This window comes from Pseudoalteromonas sp. APC 3250 (assembly GCF_030407915.1).
GTDB classification, from domain to species: domain Bacteria; phylum Pseudomonadota; class Gammaproteobacteria; order Enterobacterales; family Alteromonadaceae; genus Pseudoalteromonas; species Pseudoalteromonas tetraodonis.
This window is the reverse complement of record NZ_JASDCM010000007.1, coordinates 44,962-70,017: the sequence shown is the minus strand read 5'-3', so window position 1 is coordinate 70,017 and position 25,056 is coordinate 44,962. Positions and strand designations below refer to the sequence as shown.

Below are 25,056 nucleotides of genomic sequence, written 5' to 3'. Positions count from 1 at the left end.
CGAAACTATGGTTTGAAGCTAAAGAGCCCTACGCACCTAATATGAATGCATTTAATAAGATTGTTATGACAGGCCAACTTCTGGATAAAACGAGTATTGAGCTAAACAGCCGACACGTTTGTATCCCCTTAGAATTTAATAGCGTGATTACACCCTATTGTTTGCCGGCATTTAAAATACTGCTTACTAAATACAGAGCCGTTCCGTTAAAGACCCAGTCGTGAGGCTGCACATTCTAAAAATAGGAACACCTGAACAGGCGAGAAAACATCGTCATGTCAGCGACACAAACTAGTAGAGTAACATTATGAAACGTATGCTAATCAATGCAACGCAGCAAGAAGAAATGCGCGTAGCACTGGTTGACGGCCAGCGCCTATATGATTTAGATATAGAAAGCCCAGGTCACGAACAGAAAAAAGCCAATATTTACAAAGGTAAAATCACACGTATTGAACCATCTTTAGAAGCAGCATTTGTTGATTACGGTGCTGATCGTCATGGTTTCCTTCCTTTAAAAGAAATTGCCCGTACTTACTTCCCGCAAGGTTACACCTTTCATGGTCGTCCGAATATTCGCGACGTGATCAAAGAAGGTCAAGAAGTTATTGTACAAGTTGATAAAGAAGAGCGCGGCCAAAAAGGGGCAGCACTGACTACCTTTATCAGCGTGGCAGGTAGTTATTTAGTGCTTATGCCTAACAACCCTCGCGCTGGCGGTATTTCTCGCCGTATCGAAGGTGATGAGCGAACTGAACTTAAAGAGTCGCTAAGCCGCTTAGAACTTCCAAAAGGTATGGGCTTAATTGTACGTACCGCAGGTGTTGGTAAGTCGTTTGAAGAACTAAACTACGATTTAAAAGCATTATTAGTCCACTGGGAAGCCATTCAACAAGCGGCAGACAGTGCTAAAGCACCATTTTTAATTCACCAAGAAAGCAACGTAATTTTCCGTGCAATTCGCGATTATTTACGTCGTGACATTGGCGAAATTTTAATTGATAAGCCTCGTGTTTTTGAAGAAGCTAAAGCGCACATAGAGCGTTTTCGTCCTGATTTCATGAGTCGCGTTAAGCTTTATCAAGGTGATACACCGTTATTTACACATTACCAAATTGAAAGCCAAATTGAGTCTGCGTTCCAACGTGAAGTGCGCTTACCTTCAGGTGGTTCTATTGTAATTGACCCTACTGAAGCACTTACCTCTATCGATATCAACTCGTCTAAAGCAACAAAAGGCGGCGATATTGAAGAAACAGCGCTTAACACCAACCTAGAAGCGGCAGATGAAATTGCACGTCAACTTCGTTTACGTGATTTAGGTGGCTTAATTGTTATCGACTTTATTGATATGACACCTCCACGTCATCAACGTGAAGTAGAAAACCGCTTAAAAGATGCTGCTCGCCCAGATCGTGCGCGCGTACAAATTGGTAAAATTTCTCGCTTTGGCTTACTTGAAATGTCGCGCCAACGCCTACGCCCTTCACTAGGCGAAGCAAGCCAAGGTGTTTGTCCACGTTGTAGTGGTCAAGGTACAATTCGTTCTAACGAATCAATCGCATTGTCTATTCTTCGTTTAATTGAAGAAGAAGCGATTAAAGACAACACCGCTCAAGTTAATGCTCAAGTGCCTGTTGCTGTTGCCGCTTATTTATTGAATGAGCAACGTCGTAGCGTTCACCGTATTGAAAAGCATCATAAATGTGATGTAGTGATTATTCCTAATCAACACATGGAAACACCTCACTACGAAGTAATGCGTTTACGTAAAGATGAAACGCTTGAAACTGTAAGCTACGAGCAAGTTGTTGCGCCTGAGCCTGAAGCATTTGAAATGTCTAAATCGCCAGCGGCACCTGTTCGTGAAGAGCCGAAGCTTAAAGGCGTCGTTATGCCTTCAACGCCTGCTCCACAAGCGGCAGCAAAAGCTGCGCCGGTAGTAGAAGCAAAAGCTGAAATTGGTTTATTTGCCGCATTAGGTAAATGGATTAAGTCGTTATTTGGGTCTGATACTGAGCAAAAATCAGAAAAACAGACTGAAAAGCAATCGCAAGATCGCCCTAGTAATAACCGTGGTAATGATAATCGTCGTCGTAATAACAACCAACGTCGTCGTAATAATAACCCTCGTAATAAACCGCGTAACGAACGTACTGCAGACGCTGAAGCTAAAAATGAGTCGGCGCCTGTAAATGATACGCAAGAAAAGAATGAGAATCGCAATAAGCGCCGTCGTAATTCAAATACGCGTAAACGTCCTGAGCATAAAACTGAAGATAAAACGCAAGTAAAAGCAGAGGCAACTCAAAATGCGGATACTGTAGTTAAATCTGATAAGAATGCTGAGCCAAAAGAGCAAAAGCCTAAGGTACGTCGTCAACGTCGTAATTTACGTAAAAAAGTTCGCGTACAAGACGAAAGCACAGAGCAAGTTCAAACAACTGAGCAAGCTGTTGAGCAACCAGTGGTTAAAGAAGACAAGTCACAAGTGAAAGAGCAAGCTCCTGTTGTTGAAAAGCAAGCGCCGGTATCTGATGAAAAAGCACCTGTACCTGCTAAAGAACAAGCTGAGGCTGTTGTTGATGCAAACGATAACGTGGCAACACAAGATGAAGAGCAAGAGCAAACACGTACTCGCTCACGTCGTTCACCGCGTCATCTTCGTGCATCTGGCCAACGTCGTCGTCGTCCTGAAGGTGAAGGCACGCAAGAGAAGTCTGATGAAGCGCCTGCTTTCATTCCAGTTGCGGATCAAGCCGCTGCTGAATACGAAGCAGAGCTAAAAGCAAAAGCACATAAAACGGCCGTTGATGCCTCTGATGCAGTTGAACAAAACATTGTTGAAGAAGAATTAGCGAAAGTTGAAGAGCCTGTAAAAGCTGAAGAACCAGTAAAAACTGAAGAACCAGTAAAAGCTGAAGAACCAGTAAAAGCTGAAGAACCAGTAAAAGCTGAAGAACCAGTAAAAGCTGAAGAACCAGTAAAAGCTGAAGAACCAGTAAAAGCTGAAGAACCAGTAAAAGCTGAAGAACCAGTGCAAGCTGAAGAACCAGTGCAAACTGAAGAGCCAGTGAAAGCTGAAGAACCAGTGAAAGCTGAAGAACCAGTGAAAACTGAAGAACCAGTGCAAGCTGAAGAACCACTAAAAGCTGAAGAACCAGTAAAAGCTGAAGAATCAGTACCAGCTGAAGAAGTTGCTGTTGAAGCTGAAACAGCACCGGTTAGCGCTACTGAAACACCTGTAGAAGCGAAAGAAGCACCTGTGGTTGAAAATAAACCTAAGGCAGTTTCGCAAGCGAGTTCAGCTAATGTAAACGCTAAAACAGTGATTACAGCAGGACATGCAAGTGCGCCAATGGCACAGCCTGCGCCTGTAGCCGATAGCGAAACCAAGCATACATCGGTTGCAATGGCACATGACAAACGTGAGTTAATCCCTGACAGCGGCCTTCGCCCTGGCTCGGTAAAACCTGCCGGTCGTGCAAGCTCAGCAATGACTAAAACGCTGAGTGCTGAATAAGCACTGAGTTTAGCTCAAAGCATTAAAAAAGCCGCGTTAATTGATTTTAACGCGGTTTTTTAATGCCTGGCATTTATGTAACTGGCAAACGGGATTCGGGCTGCGAGGATCGGGTAAGGAGTAAAGACTTAAGGTTAAAGGTTAAAGGTTAAAGGTTAAAACATTCGAAGCTTCGCTTCACACGAGATCAAGCTCTATGTCTACCAGTTATCTGCAATACCTGTTTTATCTTCTCATTTACTCCTCATTCTTTTCTCTCAGTGCAATTAGATATTTAAGAAAATTATTCACAAAGAGGGCTAAGAGACGCTGCGCTTTTAGAGGGTAAAGTTACAATCGAAAGTTAACGGGTTGCGGGGAGCGGGCTTCGAGCCTGATCCCTAACCCCTTAGCTCGCAACTTGCCGTAAGCATGACAATAAGATTTTAGTGATTTATTTACCACAGAGGGTAGAAGAAAAAAGAGGAAATGATTAAATACAAATGTTATGAAATTAAAAAGTACAGGGTATTGGTTTTGTTTTGTATTCTCGGTGCAGCGCGCAGCGCCTCGGTGTTCTCTGTGATTAAAAAACCAAAGATTAGAGTCAAAAAAGTTAGCGGGCTAAAAGGTGCGGATTACGAGCCTGATCCCGAAACCCGTAGCTCGCAGCCCGTTGTGAGTTTAATCTTGCTGTTGTTCCATAAATCGCTGTAGCTGATCTTTTAGGTTTGGTGGAATGCCCTTGATCACTAACGTATCAGTGGATTCATTATAAGTTACACGCTCGCCTAAATGCTTACGCTCAAAACTGATACTGACTCCCCCGCCTAAGCCTGAAAATTTAACCATGCTGGTTACCGTTTTTTTATCAACCGGGAATGACTCTTCTAAGTCATAGCTTTGCTCTTTACAAAAACTTTCAAACGGGTTGTCGTCGCCTTTGGTAAGCGTTGCTGAAAGTTCACTCACATTAGCTTCTTCACCCGTGGTAACACAGTCGTTACAGTAATCGAATACTTGCTTACGTAACTCGTCTTTTTCTGACTTATCAAACTCTTGCTCTGATAAGTAGTCTTCTACCGCATTGAGCATCACTTGACTTTGCTGCTTAGGATCAATGCCCTCTTCACAACCTAAAAAGTCTAAGAAAAAGTCAGCGACTTTACGCCCTGCACGACCTTTAATAAATGAAATATAACGATTGTCTTCTGCCTGGGTATCCCATGCGGTTAAGTCAATACGAGCAGCCAATTGCATACGCGAAATATCTAAATGACGCGATGCGGCTAAATCAAGCTCAGAGGTCATTGAGTAATGCTCTTTAATATTGATCATGGCAATCAACATATAATCAGTCGCCACGTACTGATAATGACAAAATACTAAATAGCCGGTTTCGTTAAAGGCGTATTTATCTAACTCTTCTTTTAATACCGTTGATGCTTGCTCGGTCATATGCCAAAAGCCAAGCTCATTATTGCGATAGCTTTGCATAGTAGAGGCAACAATACTGTTTTTTTCGCCACTAAAAGCACAAAACCCTTTGCCTGGCTTGCCATTGTAGGCATGGTGTAATTGCTCAATGAATACAGCCACTTTATCGTTGATAGTCATTTCGTCGTTACGAAGGTGAATTTGAGTGTCGTCGTCTTTTTTGTCTACATAGTGAACGACTAATTTTTTAACATCTATTGCCATCTTTGTTTTTCACGCCTCTGGTGTTAAAATACGGGAATATAACTCTTTTTATTGAACCAACTGATGCCAATCTTATCAAAATACTCTAATGAAGAAGTAGAACAAATCGTCGATCAGCTTATTGATGTTTTATCAAAACATAATGCGCCGGTTGATTTAAGTCTTATGTGTTTAGGAAATTCTATCACGCATATCTTAAAAGAGCATGTACCAACAGGGAAAAGACAAGCCGTTACCGAGAACTTTGCAAAAGCACTCGCGCAGTCGGTTAAGTAAACTCTATGAATTTATCGCAGCACAACCAGTTTTCATCGAAAGCGAGTCAATTATTAAGTTGGGGTCATTGGTTTACATTTGCCAATATTGGCTTAGCGCTTTTAATTAGCTTAAGCTATTTATTTGCCGATTCGCCACCGACCACTTATATGGGTATAACCTATATGATGGTTACTTGGCTAAGCCACACTAGCTTTATTGCATTTTTAGCGTTTGTGCTGACGGTTTTCCCTTTGAGTTTAGTATTCCCCTACCCACGGCATATACGTGGTATGGCAGCAGTGATTGCAACTGTCGGGGCCTCAATACTGACTTTAGACGCTTACGTCTACTTTAACTTAGGTTATCATTTAAATGCCTCTGCACTGCCTGAAATTATTTCACTGTTGTGGCATCGTGTAACAAACTCACCCGCACTTACTACCTTGCTAGCAGGCAGCATAGTGTTAGCAATATTAGCGTTTCAATTGACTGTTAGTAATTTTACTTGGCATCATTTAGGGCGTTTGAAACAGTTTAAATTTGCCCGTTATGCTGGTTCATTTTTAGTGATTTGTTTTGCGCTAAGCCACAGCATTCATATTTGGGCTGATGCCAATTTAAAATTTGATATCACTAAACAAGATAATGTACTACCGCTTTCGTACCCGACTACGGCAAAAAGCTTACTCGCTAAAAACGATTTGCTGGATGTTGAAAGCTACGAGCAAGCGCACAACGTTAAAATTAATAACCAAGGTATTAATTATCAAGCACCTGCTCCATTAGAAAAATGTGAAGATTACAGCGCAGCAAAAGTTGATATCTTGGTGTTTGATAATGACGAGCAGCTAGCAAAATTTGTTGCCAGCCAACAAAGTATTTATAAAAACACGCAATTTTTACAACCCACCGATCATAGTGATATGTTATTTGGGCTTGTGTACGGCTTGCCAGCATTTTACAAAACGAACATTATTGAGCAGCAAACTTTACCCGTTTGGCAAAGCCAACGTCGTAGTGTGGAAGTGGCCGGTATTGATGAGCTGAGCTTTATTAACGAGCAAGCACACAAAGACAGTGCAATAAGAATTGTCAAAGGGGCTGAAAACGCCACTGTACGTGATGACGCTACTGAATTTTTTGCTTTTAGTATCTCGCAAAATAGCAATGAAATTGTAACCACGTCAACATTGTACAGCTCCGATAAATTTATTTCTAAGGTGAACGGTTTAATTCAGCCCAGCGATATTATCGCTACGAGCCTTGGCCAATACTTAAACTGTAATGCGCTTGCGCAGCAAACTATGCTGGGTGAAAACTTGTACAGTAAAAGTAATAATATTGGGGTTAATTACTCGCAAGGCGTGGTGATTGCTTATAAAAAAGATAGAATCACGCTTATTGATCGTGATGGAAATTTTAGAAATATCTCTGCCGCTGAAGGGTTTTCAATTGAACAAGGGCTTGATATTCCATTCTTAGTGCATGGTATTAAAAAGCTTAAAACATTTTCTCAATAGCACCTCATAATACGAGCGAGTCATTAAAACTGACTCGCTTAGTTTCTGTTATTACTCCTTTGCACTTGCTATCCCCCCAAGCTAGGTTATAGTTTTTATTATTAAAAATTATTAACTCGATCAGAATATACAAAGGATAATCATTATGTTCAGCGTTATTAATCTGATCATTACTGTCTGTATTTTATGTTTTAGCTCTCTTGCATTAGCTCAAACCACCTATTTCAAGTGCGTCACTCCCAAAGGCACCACTTTCTCTCAGTTTCCCTGTAGTGATAATGCTACCTCACACACAATAACCGCCACTGAGCCTAAGCAAACCGGTAAAGAAATAAACTATACCAAACAGTTAAACGAGCTGGAACGAGATACGATTATTTCCAATCTAGAAGCAGAGCTGCGCAGTAATCAGCATAAGTTAGCAATACTTTTACGAGAAAAAGACAGGGCTGATTTTAAACAACAGCAGCGTTTAAATCATATATTGAGCGCAGATGATAAAAAGCGTATTAGCAAAGATATTAGAAACACACAGAAAAAATTAGATAAGCAATATAAAAAAGATAAAGCATTGATTGAAAAGCGTATTAAAAAGTTACAAAAAAAGATTGATGCCTATCAACCTTAATCAGACTAACTTCAATAAATATCATCTTAATTAGCTTGGTTTTAAATATAAAATAACATACCCTTAACATCTATAGAGCATAAACTCTATTGTGTGTTTAGTGGTGTAATTTCCTTTGACCACCTTTTTCGGATTTAATACTAATACCAATTGCATTAAATTAGTGATCTATTATAGCGACAAAGAAATAAGTCGATAACAAGGCGAAAATTATGATACATAGTTGTTCTATATAAATAATTTTTAACGCAGCTAGCGGATTATTTAAAACGCTAGAATGATCATGTTTTTAATAAAATTGGTATAACCACCGGCATTATCCTAAACACCTAAAGGCGTCTATTAAGGAGTACTGATGCAACCACGCCAAATTGCTGAATTAATTTTAACCGGTTTTAAAAAGCATTATTTGCTGTTTCAAAGAACAACAGCCAAGGCTCCCTACGCTTTTGCTAAAAGAGACTGGCAAGCTATTAATGATATAAGTCGCCTGCGTATAAGCTATTACGATGATCGGGTAAACGAAACAACAAAAACACTAAGGGAACGCCAGCAAACAGACGCGCTAAACGAGAGCTTATGGCTTGAAGTGAAAAAGCTTTACCAACACTTTTTATGTTTTCATCCGCAAGCAGAACTTGCTGAAACATTTTATAATTCAGTATTCTGCCGCCTGTACCACCGCCGCTATTTTCACAATGACTTTATTTTTGTAGAAGCCACGCTCAAAGATGCGCCTTCTGTGCCCGTTGAAGCTGAATACCGTAGTTATTTTCCTGTTGTAGATGGTTTAAAGCCCACCATTAAGCGTATTATTAATCACTTTGATTTTAAGGCCGACTTTGTCAACCTAGAACGCGATATTCGTTTATTAGTTAAAGCCTTTTATAAACAAGCACCCGATACACACCACCAGCATTGGCAAATGCGTTTTGATATATTACATACCCCATTTTATCGTAATAAAGCCGCTTACATTGTGGGGCGCGTTGTATCACAAAGTGGCGTTCAGCCTTTTATTATTGCCGTGTTACACCATGAAGATAAAGGCCTCTATTTAGATGCCTTACTTACAAAGTCGTCGCAAATGCGCGTTATTTTTGGCTTTGCGCGTGCCTATTTTATGGTAGAAACTCATGCTCCTTCAGCGTTAGTGCGGTTTTTAAATCAACTTATGCCTAATAAAACCCTCGCCGAGCTTTACAACGCCATAGGCTTTCATAAACAAGGTAAAACCGAGTTTTATCGCGAGTTTTTGAATCATTTAACCCATTCTAATGATGAATTTACCATTGCTCCCGGTACACCGGGTATGGTGATGATGGTATTTACCCTACCCTCGTTTGGTTATGTATTTAAAGTTATTAAAGATAAATTTGGTGAAAGTAAGCCGTTTGGTCGCGATACGGTATTAAAACGCTATCAACTGGTTAAAAGTCATGACCGTGTTGGCCGAATGGCTGACACCATAGAGTATTCAAACGTCGTATTTCCTTTGGCACGATTTGATAGTAACTTGTTAGCACAGTTGCACAAAACCATTGGCTCATCGATGGTGATTGAGGGTGACTGGTTAATCATAAAACATTTATACATTGAACGGCGAATGACACCGCTTAATTTGTTTTTAGAAAATGCAGACGAAAAAAGTGCCGCCGATGCCATTGAAGAGTATGGCCAGGCGCTTAAAGAAATGATTGCCGTGAATATTTTCCCTGGCGATATGCTGTTAAAGAACTTTGGTGTAAGTAAGCACAAACGTATTATTTTTTATGATTACGATGAAGTGCAATATTTAACAGACATGAACTTTAGAGCACTACCCAAAGCAAAAAGTTATGATGATTATTTGATGGATGAACAAAGTTACTCGGTTGCTCCGCAAGATGTATTTCCAGAGCAATTATGTACCTTTGTAATGCCTAACCCAACATATAAACAATTTTTAACCAGTACGCACCCAGAACTACTTGATGTGAGCTTTTGGAAACAAGCACAACAAAATATAAAAAATGGAAAGGTGAGTCATATTTATCCCTATCCTACAGCACAGCGTTTTATCCATTACTGGTAAACGTTAAGGACACACAATGAATATAAGTAAAATAGATTTAAATTTACTGGTTTACCTCGATACATTACTGCGCGAATGTAACGTTACTCGTGCTGCTAACCAGCTTAGTATTACTCAACCGGCAATGAGTAATGGACTTAAACGCCTACGTAACCTTTTTAACGATCCTATTTTAGTGCGTACCAGCGATGGTATGGTGCCGACCGAGCGCGCTATTGAGTTACAGCCTGTTATTCGCGGTATTTTGATGACGCTTGAAGAAACGCTAGCACCTAATCGCGAATTTGAAGCTAAACAAAGTAAACGCGTGTTTAGAATTATGGCCAGTGACTATGCAGCCAGTACCATGGCACCGCGTTTATTAGGGAAATTACATGAAGAAGCCCCAGACACCACATTAGATATTTTAACGCCCAGCGATGTAACTTTTCATGATGTAGAAAACGGTAAAGTAGACATGGCAATTAACCGCTTTGAGAACTTACCGCAATCGTTTCATCATAAGCGAATTTGGAAAGATAGCTTTTGCTGTTTAGTAAAATCCGACAACCCTATTATTGAAAACTTTAGCCTAGATAGCTATTTAAAAGCCCGTCATATTTGGGTAAGTAAAACAGGCTTTGGTGTTGGGGTTGGCATGGATCCTAAAGATGTGCAAAAGCTGGGTTGGGTTGACGAAGCGCTCGCACATTTTGGGAAGCATCGAAATATTGCCACCTTTACTCGTAACTACCATGTTGCGATTCATTTAGCGAAAGAAAAAAACCTCGTGGCGACTTTACCTTCAAAAGCGGCCAATATTTATGTAGACGATCCGGGGCTTAAAATACTTGAACCACCCTTTCCAATTCCACCATTTGAACTTGATATGATATGGAGCCCTTTGTTACACAGAGATGCTAGCCATATTTGGTTACGTCAAAAAGTGGCCGAAGTAGCTGAAGAGCTTAAATAACCTTCTTACATGCTTTTATGTAAATTTTGCTTGCTAGCAGCATGTTAGCAAGCTTGCCTAGACCTCTTCACAATAATAAAACCATGAAAAACAATTAGTTAAAAAAATAAAACCGCATTGGAATGCCGCTTGCTTAGTTATCTATGTATTTTAAATTAACAGAGGTCATTATTATGAGCACCCATCATGGACAAGAGATAAATCATATCACCGACATTATCCAAGTAATGAATAGCGGTATCGACTTTTACGAAAAAGCACAAGATAAAGTACAAGATCCTAGCGTAAGTGCATTATTTCAGCGCATGATCGACGCCCGCAAAGTAAGTGTTGAAAGCTTACAACCCTATGCAATTAATCAACAAGGTGCACGTGAAGATGGCTCTTCGTTCGCGGTAGAAGCACGCAGAGCATTTACCGCTTTGCTCAGTACATTTACTAGCGATAACGACCAAACCTACATTAAAGAGCTTGAAGAAGTAGAAGATAAAACCTTAGAAGAAATCAAAACAGCGTTAAAAAAGCCTCAATCACATGATTGTGAAGCAGCGTTATCAAAAGTATTACTTACTATGCAGAGCTGCCATGCTGAAATGAGTAAAATGCAAAAACATTAAGTTTAAAAACGATAAAAGGGCCTTACGGCCCTTTGGTTGTTAAATAACAATAGGAGAGTTATTAATTAAAAGCGGTACTCTGCACCTAAGTAGTAGTAAGCACCGTTGAAGCCAAATGGCGCTGAACGACGTGAGTACTTAAATACACCATCGCTGCTGACAATGGTGTTACCTTGAGCATCTACAATTGTGCCTGAACGTGAATTACCTATGGTGTTTTCATCTGGGTAAACATCAAATAAGTTATTTGCGCCAATATTTACCGATAAGTCATCAGTCACAAAGTAATTTACTTTGATGTCAGTTAAAATTTCAGCACCATAAGTCTGGCGGCCTCCATCTTCCACTGTGTATTCACCAAAGCGATTAAGCGATAGGTTTACGGTCCAGTCGTCGCGACGATAAAGTGCACTTAAGTTAATTCGATCTTCTGGTTGCCATTCTTCAATAATAGAAATTTCTTGATCAGAAAACACATCATCAACTGGCACGGTCTCAAGCCCAGAACCTGCAGGTGTAAATAACGACACCACATCGGTTTCTGTAAAGTTAGCCGCTAAAGTAAAATCAAGTGTGCCGCCTAGACCTTCTGTATTCCATGTAGCTACAAAGTCGATACCTTGCGTTTCTGTGTCAGCCCCATTTAAGAAAAACTGTCCTGCACCAGCACCCGAGCTCAGTAACGCGGCATCAAGGCTGTTTGATAAACCTTTGCCTAAGCGATTACTAATTACGATACGGTCGTCAATATCGATTGAGTAGTAATCAAGCGTTACATTAATATTATCGCTTACATTATAAACAATACCTAAACTGCGGTTTTGAGATTTCTCTTCTGTTAACTTAGGAATACCTAAACTTTGCGCCAGGGTTGAATCGTTTCTAAACGTGCCCACTTCTTCAGCCACTAAATTGCCATTAGGACCAACAACAAACTGCGTGCTGATGTTGTTAAAGTACAACTGCTGCATTGAAGGCGCTCTAAAGCCTGAACTTAATGCACCACGAAGTGAAATATCTTCGGTTAATGACCAGTTACCCGCGAGTTTAAAGTTAACTGTATCGCCAAATCCTTTGTAATTATCGTAACGTAACGCCCCTGAGATAATCACATCTTCAATAACGTAAGCTTCAGCGTCTAAATAAAACGAGATCACATCGCGCGACTCATCAACCGACGATGCTGGCGATGAACCACCAAAGCCTTGTGTGCCACCTGATGCATTTTCGCTACCAATACCACCGCTCAGTCCATCATAAATATTAACACCATTGTTGGTATCGTAATCACGGTATGCGTATTCGCTGCCCTCTAAAATACGGTACTCATCGGTGCGTATTTCTGCGCCCATTGCTAATGAGTAATCATCAAAATTTTGAGTAAAATCAAGATTAATTGTTTGCAGTGATAACTCCATACCATACGCGTAACCTTCACGTGGAATAGTGGCGCGAATATCTGCAGCGCTTAAGCCTTGGTCGTAACGTAAGAAGTTGGCATAAGAGGCATTAATCGTATCGCTAGTGGTGTAATCAATGCTGTTTTCACCATAGGTGTACGATAAGTCTAAGCTTGAGTCGTTATCAAACTGCGTTTTATAACCAAAGTTATATGAAATATCGTCAATCGTAGTGTTTATTTTTGGTAAAAAGCCAGCCGGAACTGTCGCATCACCATCTTGTAATACTGGGTTACCACCGGCATTGGCATTATGACGGAAAAATGCTGCTGATTCGTTATCACGCGTTGAGTAGGTAATAAAACCGTATAGTTCACCCGCTCCTAATTCGTAGCCGGTGTTAACCGTTAAACCAAATTGTTGAGAGTCGGCATCGCCAATTCTAAATGTATCGCGTGGCGCGGTTAGTTCACGCGGGTCGCCTGCCAGTAACGTGCCGTCACTGAGCTCAGTACAACCATAAAATTGACATGAACCATGAAGCCCTGCACGGTTAGTTGGTGCGCGGTCACGGTAGTTTATAGTTGTATTTAAATAACCATTGTCACCTAAAGCAAAGCCTTTATTAAAGTCGATGTTAACAGTTTCGCCATCACCTTCTGAATACTCACCGTAGTTAATAGCGGCTTTACCACCTTCGCTGCCATCTTTGAGCACAATATTTATAACACCGGCAATTGCATCAGAACCATATTGAGCCGCAGCGCCATCACGCAGTACTTCAATACGTTTAATTGCTGAGGCTGGAATAGCGTTCATATCGGTACCCGCCGTACCACGCCCCACCGAAGTATTAATATGAATAATACTGGCTTGGTGACGACGCTTACCATTGATCAATACCAACGTTTGATCTGGCCCTAGGCCACGTAGCGTTGCTGGTCTTAATGCGTCAGTACCATCACTGATAGATGAACTTGAAAAGTTAAAAGAAGGTGCAATAGCTTGAAGCATGCGGCCAACTTCTGTTTGGCCGGTATTTTCGAGTGCTTCTGCACTTAAAATATCAACGGGGACAGGTAAGTCTTCAACTGAGCGCCCTGCCACACGACTACCTACAATAGCAATTTTTTCGATGTTTTGTTCTGCGCTTTGTTCAGCGGCATTGATTCCTTGTGAATTAACTGCAAGTAAAGCAGGTAATACAGCTGCACTAACTCCTGAAAGCTTCATCATGTTGTTATCTTTCCTATTGATTTGTTTGAGTTTAATACTCAGTAAACCATTTTGATCAACAACCGCATCGAGCTGTGTCTCAGCCAGTAATGCTTTTAGTGCATCAAGTTGAGAATAAAATCCATACAACGAATTTGCTTCGTATTGCTTGGCAAGTTCATACGAAAAAACCACAGTTTGTTCTGTTTGCTTAGCAAATTCTATTAAGGCTTTGTCTGCTCGTTGCGCTTTTATATCAAATTGCATCATTTTCCCCTCGGTTTGACTTGCATACACACTGATACTTAAAAACAGCGGTGCAACAAGGCCAAATTGAGTTAAATGGCACGTATGGTTACTGCGCAACTTATATAAACAGTTAGCAAACAAAAATCCTCTATAGTTTTTTATCATTTTTTTAATCTTTAAATTACTTTTTACACCCTTACGAGCAACATTGATTAACAATGGTGTGATTTTCATTACGATTACCTATGATTTTTTTTGATATTTTAGGCTAACAACATGCTCGCCTAAACGTTCATGTTCAATCGAAAAATTATTTTGTAAGCTCTCTAACAGCCCTGCCACATCACCCGCTTTAAAAACACCGGCCACTTTTATACGGGCTAACTCATCAGATGATAGTTCAAACCGCGTAGCGGTATAACGGCTAACTTCGTTTAAGGCATCAACCAGTTGCTCACCATTAAATATCAACATGCCATTTTGCCAAGCTAAGTCACGCTGCACATCATCAACCGATAACTGTGTGATTGGTTTGGTAACGCTTTGTTCAATAATTGCTTTTTCACCGGAAATCACGATATTGGCATTAATTTGACGAATTTCATGATTGTTATTATCAGCTTGTTGATACGCTTTAAAATCATCAGCATTAACAGCAACGCTAGGATCGGTGATCATCACTTTACCCTCAGTAACAACCAGCTCGAGATCTGACGAAGTATTGCGCTGCACATTAAATACAGTACCGAGAGCGGTAAAGCTTTTATCACCGGCCATCACGCTGAATGGGCGTGATGCATCTTTAGCAACATTAAAACGGCCCTCGCCACGACTTAGTAACAATTGCCTACGGCCTTGGCTATAAGCGACTTCCAATGAGCTATTGGTATTAAGTTGTACAATTGTGCCATCTGGTAAAACATAGGTTGCTTGCTCACCAACTTTTGTTTTATAAATTTTTGTATAATTTACCTTGGCTAAATTTTTGTTGAAATTGCTATCTATATTTAGCAATAAATAGCTGCACATCATTAATGCAGCAACAATACTTGCTGCCATGCCAAATACATACGCAGGCTTTGTTTTGCTATTAGCCGATTGTTTATTTGGAAATAATACGCTGAGTTCGTTAAGTACACTCAGGTCATCCCAAAGCTGAGCTAATTCATACACCGCATTTTGATGAGCAGTACTTTGTAGCATCCACAGTTTAAATTGTTCCTGCTCTTCTTTTGTAAGGCCACGGTCAATAGCACTGATCCATTGCGATGCTTTTTCTAATATTAATTCTTTTGAGGTAAATTGATGGATGTTATTCATTTTGCTGCCCTCATTATGTCCGCACTTTGTTGGCAATGGTCGCTCTCATCGTGTGACTGTTCGCGCATATATAGCATGGTATTTAATAACCCTTTGGCAATGTGTTTTTCTACCGTACTTTGACTTAGCTGCATTTGCTGTGCGATCTCTTTTTGGCTCATTCCATAGACTTTTTTTAAAATAAAGCACTTTCTTACAACAGGACTTAATTGCTCAGTCGCCCGACAAAATAATAAAAAACGTTCTTTAGAGGTGTATTCGTCTTCTAATTGCATTGATTTAAGCAATTTGGGAAGTTCAGTTTCGTGGTTTAAAGGGGTACTAAATTTATTATCCCATTTAGCTATATGATTAAGTGCTAGGTGTTTAGCTGTTTTTAACATGTAGCTACGGGTGTATTGAATATCTTGCTTTAATTCAGCTTCATAACTTTTAACAAAGGTTTCTTGAACAATATCATCAACATCGTCAGGCAACACAATTTTAGACACGAAGCGCCGCAGTTGCGTGGATATGTCTGAGAATGTACTGGCTAATTTAAGTCCTCGAGCCACGTGGGTAGTCCCTTGTTATTATTATTACCGTAAGATTACGAGTTTTAGGGCTAATTACAAGGAGTTTTGTTAATTATTGGTTATTTATTAGTTGCTAACATACATAGTGCAATGTAAACGTATTACCTTTTAAAACTTTTTTAATCATTATGCCTGTTTGGTAAATATTGAAAGTTAGCGCAATTTTAGTTGATTTGGCTTTTTATAATGAGGGCAAACAGATATTTAGCTTAATTTTATTGGCGTGTTGTGTAGTAATTTAGTAGTCGCAACGCTACTATTAACGGATAGGAGTTACATATGAATAATCAAAAATTATCAGATTTTGAGCTTTATTTTCAAATTGAGGAAAGTAATCGCGTCAATCTGTTTGCCGTGGATGATTCGGCTGTGCCAAAAAGCTTAGCTGAACTTGACGCTGATATTCCGCCTTTATTTAAACTTGCTAACGAAGTAAGCAGTTTAGAGCAAAGCGCCTTAGGCCCTTTGCGTAATTTAGGTGATATTGCCCAAGAACTAACTACTTTTTTACAAGCTCAGTCGCGCAAAATAGATTTGATCATGAGTCATATTTTAGCCTCTGAACAACCAGAAGATAACTCTATCTATTGCGACAGTTACGGCGGTGGCGGCATTAAGTTTACCAGTGAACATTTGTATACATTAGGGCAAAAGTTTCGTACTAAACTTTTTTTACAACACGAGGCCTCTGCGGTGTATTGTTATAGCGAAGTGGTTGCCATTGAAAAACAAGATAATGAGCACTACCAATATACTCTGTTATTTGTATCAATAAGAGACAGCGACCAAGAGCTGGTTGTAAGAGCCAGCTTACATGCGCAAACTCGCCAGCTTAAAAAGCGCCAGCAACTTGAAAAAGCCAAAGAGAGTACAAACGATAAAAGCTAGCGTTTATTTACTTCTCAAATCGCTTTAAAATTGTGAGCCAAACGCTCATTTAGAAGTGACTTAGCAGTAATTGAACTGCTAAACTAGCCCCATCTTTATTTGTATTAAAAATCCATGAACTTTAGACTTTTACCTGAATGGGCCGAGCAAGACGCTGTTATGCTTACATGGCCGCATAAAGACACAGATTGGGCTGATAATTTAGCCCGTGTAGAACCTGTATATATTGAGCTTGCTAAGCATATAACAACGCAGCAAAAGCTTGTGATTGTGGCGCATAATAGCGCCTTAAAAATGCATATTACAGCATTGCTAAATAGCGCTAACATCCCTTTGAATCGTGTTCATTTTGTAGTAACCCCTACCAATGATACGTGGGCTCGCGATCATGGCCCGCTTACTTGTAGCGCTATTGACTCACCCGAGCAACTAAAAGTATATGATTGTACTTTCAATGGTTGGGGCAATAAATTTGAAAGCGCATTAGATAATCAAATTAATCGTACTTTGGTAAAAGAGTTAAGTAGCAAAAACAACCACTATCAAGCGCTCGATATGGTACTTGAAGGAGGCGGTATTGAAATAAACGAGCATGGTGTGTTGCTAACAACCAGCGAATGTTTGCTTAATAAAAACCGTAACCCAAATTTAAACCCAAGTGACATAGAAGCGCTTTTAAAAGCGCACTTGGGCGCAACAGACTTTTTATGGGTTGATCATGGCTATTTAGCAGGTGACGACACCGACAGCCACATTGATACCTTAGTGCGTTTTGCACCAAATAATACCCTTGTGTATGTGCAATGTGACGATAAAAGCGATGAGCACTTCAGCGCGCTTAATGCCATGCAAAAGCAACTACAAAGCTTTAAAACTGCCGATCGCACCCCATATAAGCTAATTGAGTTGCCATGGCCAAAAGCCGTGTACGATGATGAAAACACGCGCTTACCCGCCACCTATGCAAATTACTTAATTATTAACAATGCGGTATTAGTGCCTACTTATAACGATGTAAACGACCAACGCGCGTTAGCACAGGTTCAAAAAGCATACCCAGATCACACAATTATTGGGGTAAATTGTTTACCTATTATTGAGCAATTTGGCAGTCTTCACTGCATTACAATGCAATTACCTCGTGGATTTTTAGCTGGAGCAGCACAATGACAAGCCCTGCAAATTTATCAGTTGCCTTAGTGCAACAAAGCAACAGTGACAACGCTGAACACAATATTGAAAAATCAATTGCTGGCATTCGCGATGCAGCCAGTCAAGGTGCACAACTTGTTGTGCTACAAGAGTTACACCGTAGTTTATACTTTTGCCAAACCGAAGATGTCGACGTCTTTGATTTAGCCGAAACAATACCTGGGCCGAGTAGTAATACGTTAGGTGAACTTGCTAAAGAGCTTGGTATTGTGATTGTGGCGTCTTTATTTGAAAAGCGCGCTACAGGCCTTTACCACAATACCGCAGTGGTGCTCGAAAAAGACGGCAGTATTGCCGGTAAATACCGTAAAATGCATATACCGGATGACCCTGGCTTTTATGAAAAGTTTTACTTTACCCCAGGCGACTTAGGCTTTGAGCCTATTCAAACCTCAGTGGGCAAACTTGGCGTACTGGTGTGTTGGGATCAGTGGTTTCCTGAAGCGGCGCGTTTAATGGCGATGGCAGGTGCAGAGCTTTTAATTTATCCAACGGCCATAGGCTGGGATCCACGCGATGATAAAGACGAGCAAACCCGCCAAAAAGATGCTTGGGTTATTTCACAGCGAGCCCATGCGGTAGCCAATGTCGTTCCAGTGATTAGCTGTAATCGTGTTGGTCTTGAGCGCGACCCGAGTGGACAAAGTGACGGCATTCAATTTTGGGGTAACTCGTTTATTGCAGGTCCCCAAGGCGAAATATTGGCAGAGGCCGATAATCAAAGTGAACAAATATTAATGGTTGAACTTGATCAAAAACGCAGCGAGAACGTAAGACGTATCTGGCCGTATTTACGCGACCGCAGAATTGATCATTATCAAGATTTAACAAAAATCTATCGCGACTAAATAATAGTATGGCTCTTAGCAGCTAAGAGCCTAATTTAATGGAGTAATTAATGGCGTTTGAGCAATGGGCAGCCTTGCCTTGGGTAAAATCTCAAAAAGATAAAATTCAATGGGGCGAGCTTTTAGGCAGTGGCTTGAGCATTGCCATTGCACAAGGTGTAAAACAACAAGATAACTTAGTGTTAATAGTTACGCCAGATACACCAAGTGCTTTGCGCCTTGAAACCGAATTAGAGTATTTGCTTCCTGATAATCCGGTAATGATATTTCCGGATTGGGAGACATTGCCTTATGATCATTTCTCTCCCCATCAAGATATTATTTCAGCGCGCTTAGCAACGCTTAATACCCTGAAAAACGAGCAACAAAGCGTGCTCATTATGCCTGTATCAACGCTGATGCTGCGCACGGCCCCAGCTTCGTTTATATACGGTTCAACGCTTAATTTTAAAGTGGGCGATAGATTAGACACCCACGCTTTGCGTGAAAACTTAGAGCAAGCGGGTTACATGCACGTGCAACAAGTTATGGAGCATGGCGAATATGCAATACGTGGCTCTATTGTTGATTTATATCCGATGGGCAGTAAACACCCATTTAGGCTCGATTTTTTTGATGACGAGCTTGATACCATTCGCTTATTTGATGTGGAAACACAACGCTCAGATGAAAAAGTAGAAAAAATTGAGTTACTTCCTGCCCATGAGTTCCCCACTAACGACACGGATATTGAACGCTTTAGAATAAACTACCGTGAAAAGTTTGGCGCAAGCGCAGAGCAAGACTCTGTCTATATGCAAGTTAGTAAAGGTAATTGGCCTGGAGGTATTGAATACTACATGCCATTATTTTTTGATGGCTTGGCGACTATTTTTGACTATTTGCCTGAATCAACAACCGTGATGCAGCTAGGCGATTTAGAACATGCGGCGGATAACTTTTGGCACGATGTTAATGTACGCTATGAAAACCGCCGTGTGGACCCCTTGCGCCCACTTTTACCGCCGGATGAATTGTATCAGCCAATCAATGAGCTATTTTCAAACCTGGGCAATTATGGCCGTATTCGTTTATCGCAAGCAAAATTGGGCACTAAAGCGGGCAATAAAAACCTTGCCGTTAATGAATTACCCAATGTCCGCATTGATCATAAACAACATGAACCTTACAACGCATTCATTAGCTATGTGGCAGAGCAAAAAAAGAAAAAAGGCCGAGTTGTCATTAGTGTTGAGTCGGATGGTCGACGTGAATCTTTACTGAGTATATTAAAACCCAGCGGCTTGAAATTTAAAGAATTTGATACTTTTGAGCAATTTACCAACAGCAGTAGTGACGTTGGTTTAATTGTAAGCCCACTTGAACAAAGTGTCGTGCTTAGCACAAAACCTAGCCTGAGCATTATTACTGAGCAAGAATTGCTTGGAATTAAAGTATCACAACGCAGACGACGTAAGCACAAGTATGAAGCAAGCCAAGATGCGCTAATTCGTAACTTAGCAGAGTTAAAAGAAGGCCAACCGGTTGTGCACCTTGACCATGGTGTTGGCCGTTATCAAGGACTGCAAACAATTGATGCTGCCGGTGTGGTTACTGAATTTGTAACCATTATTTATGCCGGTGAAGCAAAGCTCTATGTGCCGGTATCAGCGCTTCATATGCTTAGCCGTTACTCTGGCGGTGAAGAAGCCAGTGCCCCACTGCATAAGCTCGGCTCTGATGCGTGGGATAAGGCAAAAAAACGCGCCGCTGAAAAAGTACGCGATGTCGCTGCTGAATTGCTCGATATCTACGCTCAGCGCCAAGCAAAGCCGGGTAATAAATTTACGCTGGATGGCCAAGCTTATCGTCAATTTAGTGATAGCTTCCCGTTTGAAGAAACGGATGATCAACGTAACGCTATTGAAGCTGTACTGGGTGATATGCAATCAAAACAAGCCATGGATCGCTTGGTCTGTGGTGATGTAGGCTTTGGTAAAACCGAAGTAGCAATGCGTGCAGCCTTTGTTGCGGTTAACGATAATAAGCAAGTTGCTATTTTAGTCCCTACCACCCTACTTGCTCAACAACACTACGATAACTTTAAAGACCGCTTTGCTGATTTTCCAATTGAAGTGGGTGTATTGTCTCGGTTTAACTCAACTAAAGAGCAAAAAGAAACCCTTGAAAAAATGAGTAATGGCAAGCTTGACGTGGTTATTGGCACGCACAAACTAATTCAACAAGACATCAACTTTAAAGATTTAGGCCTGTTAATTGTTGATGAAGAACACCGATTTGGGGTGCGCCAAAAAGAAAAAATTAAAGCCCTGAGAGCTGATGTTGACATACTCACCCTGACCGCAACCCCTATCCCCCGTACTTTAAATATGGCCATGAGTGGTATGCGCGATTTATCTATTATTGCTACCCCACCGGCTAAACGCTTAGCTGTTAAAACTTTTGTGCGCCAACGCGAAGAAGAGCTTATTCGCGAAGCGGTACTGCGTGAAATTAAACGCGGCGGCCAGGTGTACTTTTTACACAACAATGTAGAAACCATTGAGCGTGTTGCTCAGGAAATTAGCGAATGGGTGCCTGAGGCAACAGTTACCTCAGCCCACGGGCAAATGCGAGAGCAAGAGCTTGAGCAGATCATGACCGATTTTTATCACCAAAAATACAATGTACTGGTATGTACTACGATTATTGAAACCGGCATTGATGTACCCACAGCAAATACCATTATTATGGACAGAGCCGATAAACTCGGTCTTGCTCAGCTGCATCAATTACGCGGACGTGTTGGTAGAAGTCATCACCAAGCCTATGCTTATTTACTCACAGGTAACCCTAAAGCGCTCTCTAAAGATGCGAAAAAGCGTTTAGATGCCATTGCCTCATTAGAAGATTTAGGCGCAGGCTTTGCCTTAGCAACCCACGATTTAGAAATTCGTGGTGCCGGTGAGCTATTAGGAGACGATCAATCTGGACAAATGCAAACCATTGGCTTTAATTTATACATGGAAATGCTTGAACAGGCTGTTAACGCGCTTAAAAATGGTCAAGAGCCAACCCTTGAAAATTTATTACAAAAACAAACCGAAGTTGATTTAAAGCTACCTGCCTTGTTACCTGATGATTATATTCATGATGTTAACGCGCGTTTAGGTATGTACAAGCGTGTAGCAAGTTGTGCTAACCTTGCTGATATTGATGAACTGCAAGTAGAATTGATAGATCGATTTGGTTTATTACCTGATGCAGCTAAAAACCTATTTAGTTTACAACAACTAAAAATGCAGGCGAGCAATTTGGGCATAACCAAAATAGAAGCTAACCCGAGAGGAGGCTACTTTGAGTTTAGTCAAAATACCAAGGTTAATCCTAGCTTCATTATTGGTTTGATACAAAGTGCGCCACACATTTATAAAATGGATGGCGCAAATAAATTACGCTTTGCCATTAGCGAGGCGAATGCCCGTGAACGCTTAAAAATGATCACTGCTATGATTGCAGATTTCGAAAAAAAGGTTAGCCATTAATGTTGCTGAAAAAATCGCTGGTTATTTTATGCTGCTTATTTAGCAGTACTGCATTTGCAGAGCGCTGGTTTGAAGTAGAGGTGTTAATATTTAAACAGCACCCTGCTCCTTACTTACAAGAAGACTTTAGCTTAAAGCATGACGCCATTGAAGATAAAAACACCTTAGATTTATTGGCCTCTGCTTATAAAAACCAAGCAATGGACGCGTGTATAAACGGTGACCCACGCTTTCAAACACGTACATTTGCTGACACTTTGGTTAATTCAAACCCACAGTCTGCAGCGTGTAATGACAGCATTGATTATGTAAAAAGTTACGATGTGCTGCCAGTAACCCCTCAAGCACCAGTACAAGATTCGATGGAGCAAACTTACCTGCTCGCTCCTGAACAACTGCAGTTTGAACAACAACGCCAAGCTTTAGACCGCAAAGGACTCACCCCTATATTACATACCGGCTGGCGGTTTGAAGGCGCAAGTAAATCACGCTCACCCAGTATGCACTTATTTGCAGGCAACCAATTAAAAAACAATATGAACACCGGTTTTAGTTACGCCAATTCCGACTTTATTAGCTTACTTGATACTCCTGAGCCATTGTTTAATGAAGCACAGTCTCCGACCATGAAATGGGAGTTAGATGGCTTATTGAAAATACATTTACGCCATTATTTATACATTAATGCGGATTTCGATATTAGTGAAAAGCAAGATAATGGTGAGCTAGAATCAGCCCGTTTTTCACAATTTAGACGCGTTTTCAGCGAAGATATTCATTACTTTGATCATCCTCGTATGGGTATGATTGTACAAATTCGAAAATTTAACCATTAACAGTAGGAAAATAATAATGAAGAAGCTCCTAATAATTGCTGCAGCACTGAGTCTTGCTGCTTGTTCAAAAGTAAGCATGGAAAATTACGAAAAAATTAAAATTGGTATGGACAAAACAGAAGTTGAAGCACTTTTAGGCAGTGCTGATAACTGTGTAGAAAAAACATTACATACTAGCTGTACTTGGGGTGATGACGCTAAAAACATCGAAATTACCCTGGTATCAGACAAAGTAACGCTTTACAGCAAAAAAGGGCTAACGGATAAATAAGGACAACAAAGGAATAACGTATGTTATTCCTCTTTTTTTGCATCGCTGGTGTAAATAAGCTCTATGTTGACTATTTTACTGCGGTTTAAAGTGATTTTGTAACGCTGATAGAGCGTTTTATCCGGTTCGGTTAGAACCAATACCATGTTTAACTGATAGCGCCTTTCTACTCCCTGTTTAGAAATTTTATTGTTTTCTAAATGATAGAGCTTCCCTTCCCCTTTTTTTAAATAACGTGCAAACGGCGCGAGATTAAATTGCAGCGTTTGCTGCAAGCTATCGTAGCCTGGCAAAAATTCTTTAGCACTTACCCGGGTTTCACTAGCAAAATGCAGCCATTGCGCCGCCTGTTTGTTTTGCTGACGACGCTTAGAAAAAATTTTCCTCACTTCTTTGGGGATTTTTTTAAACCGGGTGTACTCTAACCAAATAAACTGACTCGCCACTTTATCTTTTGTGATACTGTTTTTAAAAATAAAGCGCCATTTTGGCCGCCCTCGCACAATAGCACGCCAAATAATACGGGTAATATCTTCTTTAAATATTTCTCTTAGCCCGTAAATAACCCCTAAAATTAGAATTAATGAAGCGGTTATTTCAGTAAAGGTAGAACGCGCATTGAGTATTACCACCATCACAAAAGCCATTATAACAGCCGTTACAGAGCCTTTTACCAACCGCTTTAAATAGCTATTAAGATAGCGTGTTTGGCGCTGTAAAATCACTCCATGCTCTATTAAACGCTGGAGTAAACGCATCTTATTAGTAATTCTGTTGGCGTCTTTAAGCGTTGAGTCAGAATTATATTGCTGCTCTGCTCGATACTCACTCTCTGACTTACAAAAGTTTAATAAGTCATTTCGTTCTTTAGCGTGATCGCTACTACGCGGGCCTTCATCAAGTAGCTTTAAAAAAGTTTGTTCAATTTGCCAGCTTAGGTAGTTATCAGCATTAGTATAAAACGGGATCAGCTTTTCGTTATCTGGGGTGTAACGTCTGAGTTTTCTAAGTAGGCTTTGGCTTTGTTCACAGAGCTCCATGGCTCGTTGATAAAACTCATCGCTTTCTTGAATTTTTAACGCATCTTTAATATCGGCATCAATTGCCAGACGCACTTGATAACAATATAAATTTAAATTTTGTCGGTAATCTTGCTGCTCACCTTTGTTCTTACTAACAAAACGGCTTCGTACCAATGGAAGATGAATGTTATTCGCGTTATAGGCTACAAAAGATTTAAATTGGTTATTAAAGTAAGACTCTTCGCTGAGTGTTTGCGCGTTGATACCCATTTCGTTTGGGATAGAAAAATAAAGATCGAGACGCTGCTCTGCACGCGGTGATAGTTGCGGTTCAATAACAAACGATAAATTTTCGTCTTGCTTTAACAATGATGCCTCCTTTGGTTATCTACCTGAGTTTACGTGCCTCTCTAATTTTGTTCAACAAAAAAGGCCTAGTAA

General features: G+C 40.5%; 18 protein-coding genes. 13 read left to right on the top strand and 5 right to left on the bottom strand.

The genetic code is table 11. From position 1 onward, the window contains the following. The first annotated feature begins 307 nt into the window (after positions 1-307). On the top strand, positions 308-3,523 hold the full coding sequence (gene rne / locus QL986_RS09430; protein WP_290191485.1) for a ribonuclease E: 3,216 nt from the start codon (positions 308-310) through the stop codon (positions 3,521-3,523). 663 nt (positions 3,524-4,186) lie between these two features. Here rne and yejK read toward each other — a convergent pair. Beyond that, complete coding sequence (gene yejK / locus QL986_RS09425; RefSeq protein WP_013464688.1) at positions 4,187-5,203, bottom strand: nucleoid-associated protein YejK; 1,017 nt, start codon at positions 5,201-5,203, stop codon at positions 4,187-4,189. A 63-nt stretch (positions 5,204-5,266) separates the two neighbouring features. Here yejK and QL986_RS09420 point away from each other — a divergent pair, with 63 nt between their 5' ends. The 6 genes from QL986_RS09420 to QL986_RS09395 all read left to right on the top strand — a co-directional run bounded on the left by QL986_RS09420 (position 5,267) and on the right by QL986_RS09395 (position 11,255). Continuing rightward, complete coding sequence (locus QL986_RS09420) at positions 5,267-5,479, top strand: DUF1414 domain-containing protein (RefSeq protein WP_008109847.1); 213 nt, start codon at positions 5,267-5,269, stop codon at positions 5,477-5,479. Positions 5,480-5,484: 5 nt separating this feature from the next. Further along, positions 5,485-6,981 carry a DUF3413 domain-containing protein gene (locus QL986_RS09415; protein WP_013464687.1) on the top strand — a complete coding sequence of 499 codons (1,497 nt, stop codon included), beginning with the start codon at positions 5,485-5,487 and terminating at the stop codon, positions 6,979-6,981. A gap of 145 nt (positions 6,982-7,126) precedes the next feature. Further along, on the top strand, positions 7,127-7,609 hold the full coding sequence (locus QL986_RS09410) for a DUF4124 domain-containing protein (protein WP_013464686.1): 483 nt from the start codon (positions 7,127-7,129) through the stop codon (positions 7,607-7,609). Between the two features lie 355 nt (positions 7,610-7,964). Then, positions 7,965-9,683 (top strand): bifunctional isocitrate dehydrogenase kinase/phosphatase, encoded by a 1,719-nt coding sequence (gene aceK, locus QL986_RS09405; protein WP_013464685.1) that lies wholly within the window; start codon positions 7,965-7,967, stop codon positions 9,681-9,683. Between the two features lie 16 nt (positions 9,684-9,699). After that, entirely contained in the window at positions 9,700-10,638 is a 939-nt protein-coding gene (locus QL986_RS09400; protein WP_013464684.1) for a LysR family transcriptional regulator, read from the top strand. 173 nt (positions 10,639-10,811) lie between these two features. Beyond that, on the top strand, positions 10,812-11,255 hold the full coding sequence (locus QL986_RS09395) for a PA2169 family four-helix-bundle protein (protein WP_013464683.1): 444 nt from the start codon (positions 10,812-10,814) through the stop codon (positions 11,253-11,255). A 65-nt stretch (positions 11,256-11,320) separates the two neighbouring features. Here QL986_RS09395 and QL986_RS09390 read toward each other — a convergent pair whose 3' ends face one another. Genes QL986_RS09390 through QL986_RS09380 form a run of 3 tightly spaced genes read right to left on the bottom strand, consistent with a single transcriptional unit; the run spans position 11,321 to position 15,993 of the window. Beyond that, on the bottom strand, positions 11,321-14,353 hold the full coding sequence (locus tag QL986_RS09390) for a TonB-dependent receptor (protein WP_013464682.1): 3,033 nt from the start codon (positions 14,351-14,353) through the stop codon (positions 11,321-11,323). Between the two features lie 9 nt (positions 14,354-14,362). After that, a complete protein-coding gene (locus tag QL986_RS09385; RefSeq protein ID WP_013464681.1) occupies positions 14,363-15,439 on the bottom strand; it encodes a FecR domain-containing protein in 1,077 nt (358 codons plus the stop codon). After that, positions 15,436-15,993, bottom strand: coding sequence for a sigma-70 family RNA polymerase sigma factor (locus tag QL986_RS09380; protein ID WP_013464680.1), 558 nt, complete (start codon positions 15,991-15,993; stop codon positions 15,436-15,438). The genes QL986_RS09385 and QL986_RS09380 overlap by 4 nt, the downstream gene beginning before the upstream one ends. A 300-nt stretch (positions 15,994-16,293) precedes the next feature. Here QL986_RS09380 and QL986_RS09375 point away from each other — a divergent pair, with 300 nt between their 5' ends. From QL986_RS09375 to QL986_RS09350, 6 genes are all read left to right on the top strand, one after another. After that, positions 16,294-16,902 (top strand): PilZ domain-containing protein, encoded by a 609-nt coding sequence (locus tag QL986_RS09375; protein ID WP_013464679.1) that lies wholly within the window; start codon positions 16,294-16,296, stop codon positions 16,900-16,902. A gap of 114 nt (positions 16,903-17,016) precedes the next feature. Then, entirely contained in the window at positions 17,017-18,072 is a 1,056-nt protein-coding gene (locus QL986_RS09370; RefSeq protein ID WP_013464678.1) for an agmatine deiminase family protein, read from the top strand. Further along, positions 18,069-18,962, top strand: coding sequence for a carbon-nitrogen hydrolase (locus tag QL986_RS09365; protein WP_290191484.1), 894 nt, complete (start codon positions 18,069-18,071; stop codon positions 18,960-18,962). Before QL986_RS09370 ends, QL986_RS09365 begins: the two co-directional genes overlap by 4 nt. 50 nt (positions 18,963-19,012) lie before the next feature. Next, positions 19,013-22,486 carry a transcription-repair coupling factor gene (gene mfd, locus QL986_RS09360; RefSeq protein WP_290191483.1) on the top strand — a complete coding sequence of 1,158 codons (3,474 nt, stop codon included), beginning with the start codon at positions 19,013-19,015 and terminating at the stop codon, positions 22,484-22,486. Further along, the gene (locus QL986_RS09355) at positions 22,486-23,322 is read left to right on the top strand and encodes a peptidoglycan binding protein CsiV (protein WP_138687010.1); all 837 of its coding nucleotides are present in this window, start codon (positions 22,486-22,488) and stop codon (positions 23,320-23,322) included. Before mfd ends, QL986_RS09355 begins: the two co-directional genes overlap by 1 nt. A 16-nt stretch (positions 23,323-23,338) precedes the next feature. Beyond that, on the top strand, positions 23,339-23,593 hold the full coding sequence (locus QL986_RS09350; protein ID WP_013464674.1) for a hypothetical protein: 255 nt from the start codon (positions 23,339-23,341) through the stop codon (positions 23,591-23,593). Between the two features lie 23 nt (positions 23,594-23,616). Here QL986_RS09350 and QL986_RS09345 read toward each other — a convergent pair whose 3' ends face one another. Beyond that, positions 23,617-24,984, bottom strand: a complete 1,368-nt coding sequence (locus tag QL986_RS09345; protein ID WP_013464673.1) for a hypothetical protein — start codon at positions 24,982-24,984, stop codon at positions 23,617-23,619. Between the last annotated feature and the right edge of the window lie 72 nt (positions 24,985-25,056).

What these genes read in the sequence shown, in the direction of transcription:
- rne (WP_290191485.1), top strand. Translation starts at nt 308, where the DNA reads ATGAAACGTATGCTAATCAATGCAACGCAGCAAGAAGAAATGCGCGTA.
- QL986_RS09420 (WP_008109847.1), top strand. Translation starts at nt 5,267, where the DNA reads ATGCCAATCTTATCAAAATACTCTAATGAAGAAGTAGAACAAATCGTC.
- yejK (WP_013464688.1), bottom strand. Translation starts at nt 5,203, where the DNA reads ATGGCAATAGATGTTAAAAAATTAGTCGTTCACTATGTAGACAAAAAA.
- QL986_RS09385 (WP_013464681.1), bottom strand. Translation starts at nt 15,439, where the DNA reads ATGAATAACATCCATCAATTTACCTCAAAAGAATTAATATTAGAAAAA.
- QL986_RS09375 (WP_013464679.1), top strand. Translation starts at nt 16,294, where the DNA reads ATGAATAATCAAAAATTATCAGATTTTGAGCTTTATTTTCAAATTGAG.
- QL986_RS09395 (WP_013464683.1), top strand. Translation starts at nt 10,812, where the DNA reads ATGAGCACCCATCATGGACAAGAGATAAATCATATCACCGACATTATC.
- mfd (WP_290191483.1), top strand. Translation starts at nt 19,013, where the DNA reads ATGGCGTTTGAGCAATGGGCAGCCTTGCCTTGGGTAAAATCTCAAAAA.
- QL986_RS09355 (WP_138687010.1), top strand. Translation starts at nt 22,486, where the DNA reads ATGTTGCTGAAAAAATCGCTGGTTATTTTATGCTGCTTATTTAGCAGT.
- QL986_RS09415 (WP_013464687.1), top strand. Translation starts at nt 5,485, where the DNA reads ATGAATTTATCGCAGCACAACCAGTTTTCATCGAAAGCGAGTCAATTA.
- QL986_RS09350 (WP_013464674.1), top strand. Translation starts at nt 23,339, where the DNA reads ATGAAGAAGCTCCTAATAATTGCTGCAGCACTGAGTCTTGCTGCTTGT.
- QL986_RS09390 (WP_013464682.1), bottom strand. Translation starts at nt 14,353, where the DNA reads ATGAAAATCACACCATTGTTAATCAATGTTGCTCGTAAGGGTGTAAAA.
- aceK (WP_013464685.1), top strand. Translation starts at nt 7,965, where the DNA reads ATGCAACCACGCCAAATTGCTGAATTAATTTTAACCGGTTTTAAAAAG.
- QL986_RS09410 (WP_013464686.1), top strand. Translation starts at nt 7,127, where the DNA reads ATGTTCAGCGTTATTAATCTGATCATTACTGTCTGTATTTTATGTTTT.
- QL986_RS09365 (WP_290191484.1), top strand. Translation starts at nt 18,069, where the DNA reads ATGACAAGCCCTGCAAATTTATCAGTTGCCTTAGTGCAACAAAGCAAC.
- QL986_RS09400 (WP_013464684.1), top strand. Translation starts at nt 9,700, where the DNA reads ATGAATATAAGTAAAATAGATTTAAATTTACTGGTTTACCTCGATACA.
- QL986_RS09370 (WP_013464678.1), top strand. Translation starts at nt 17,017, where the DNA reads ATGAACTTTAGACTTTTACCTGAATGGGCCGAGCAAGACGCTGTTATG.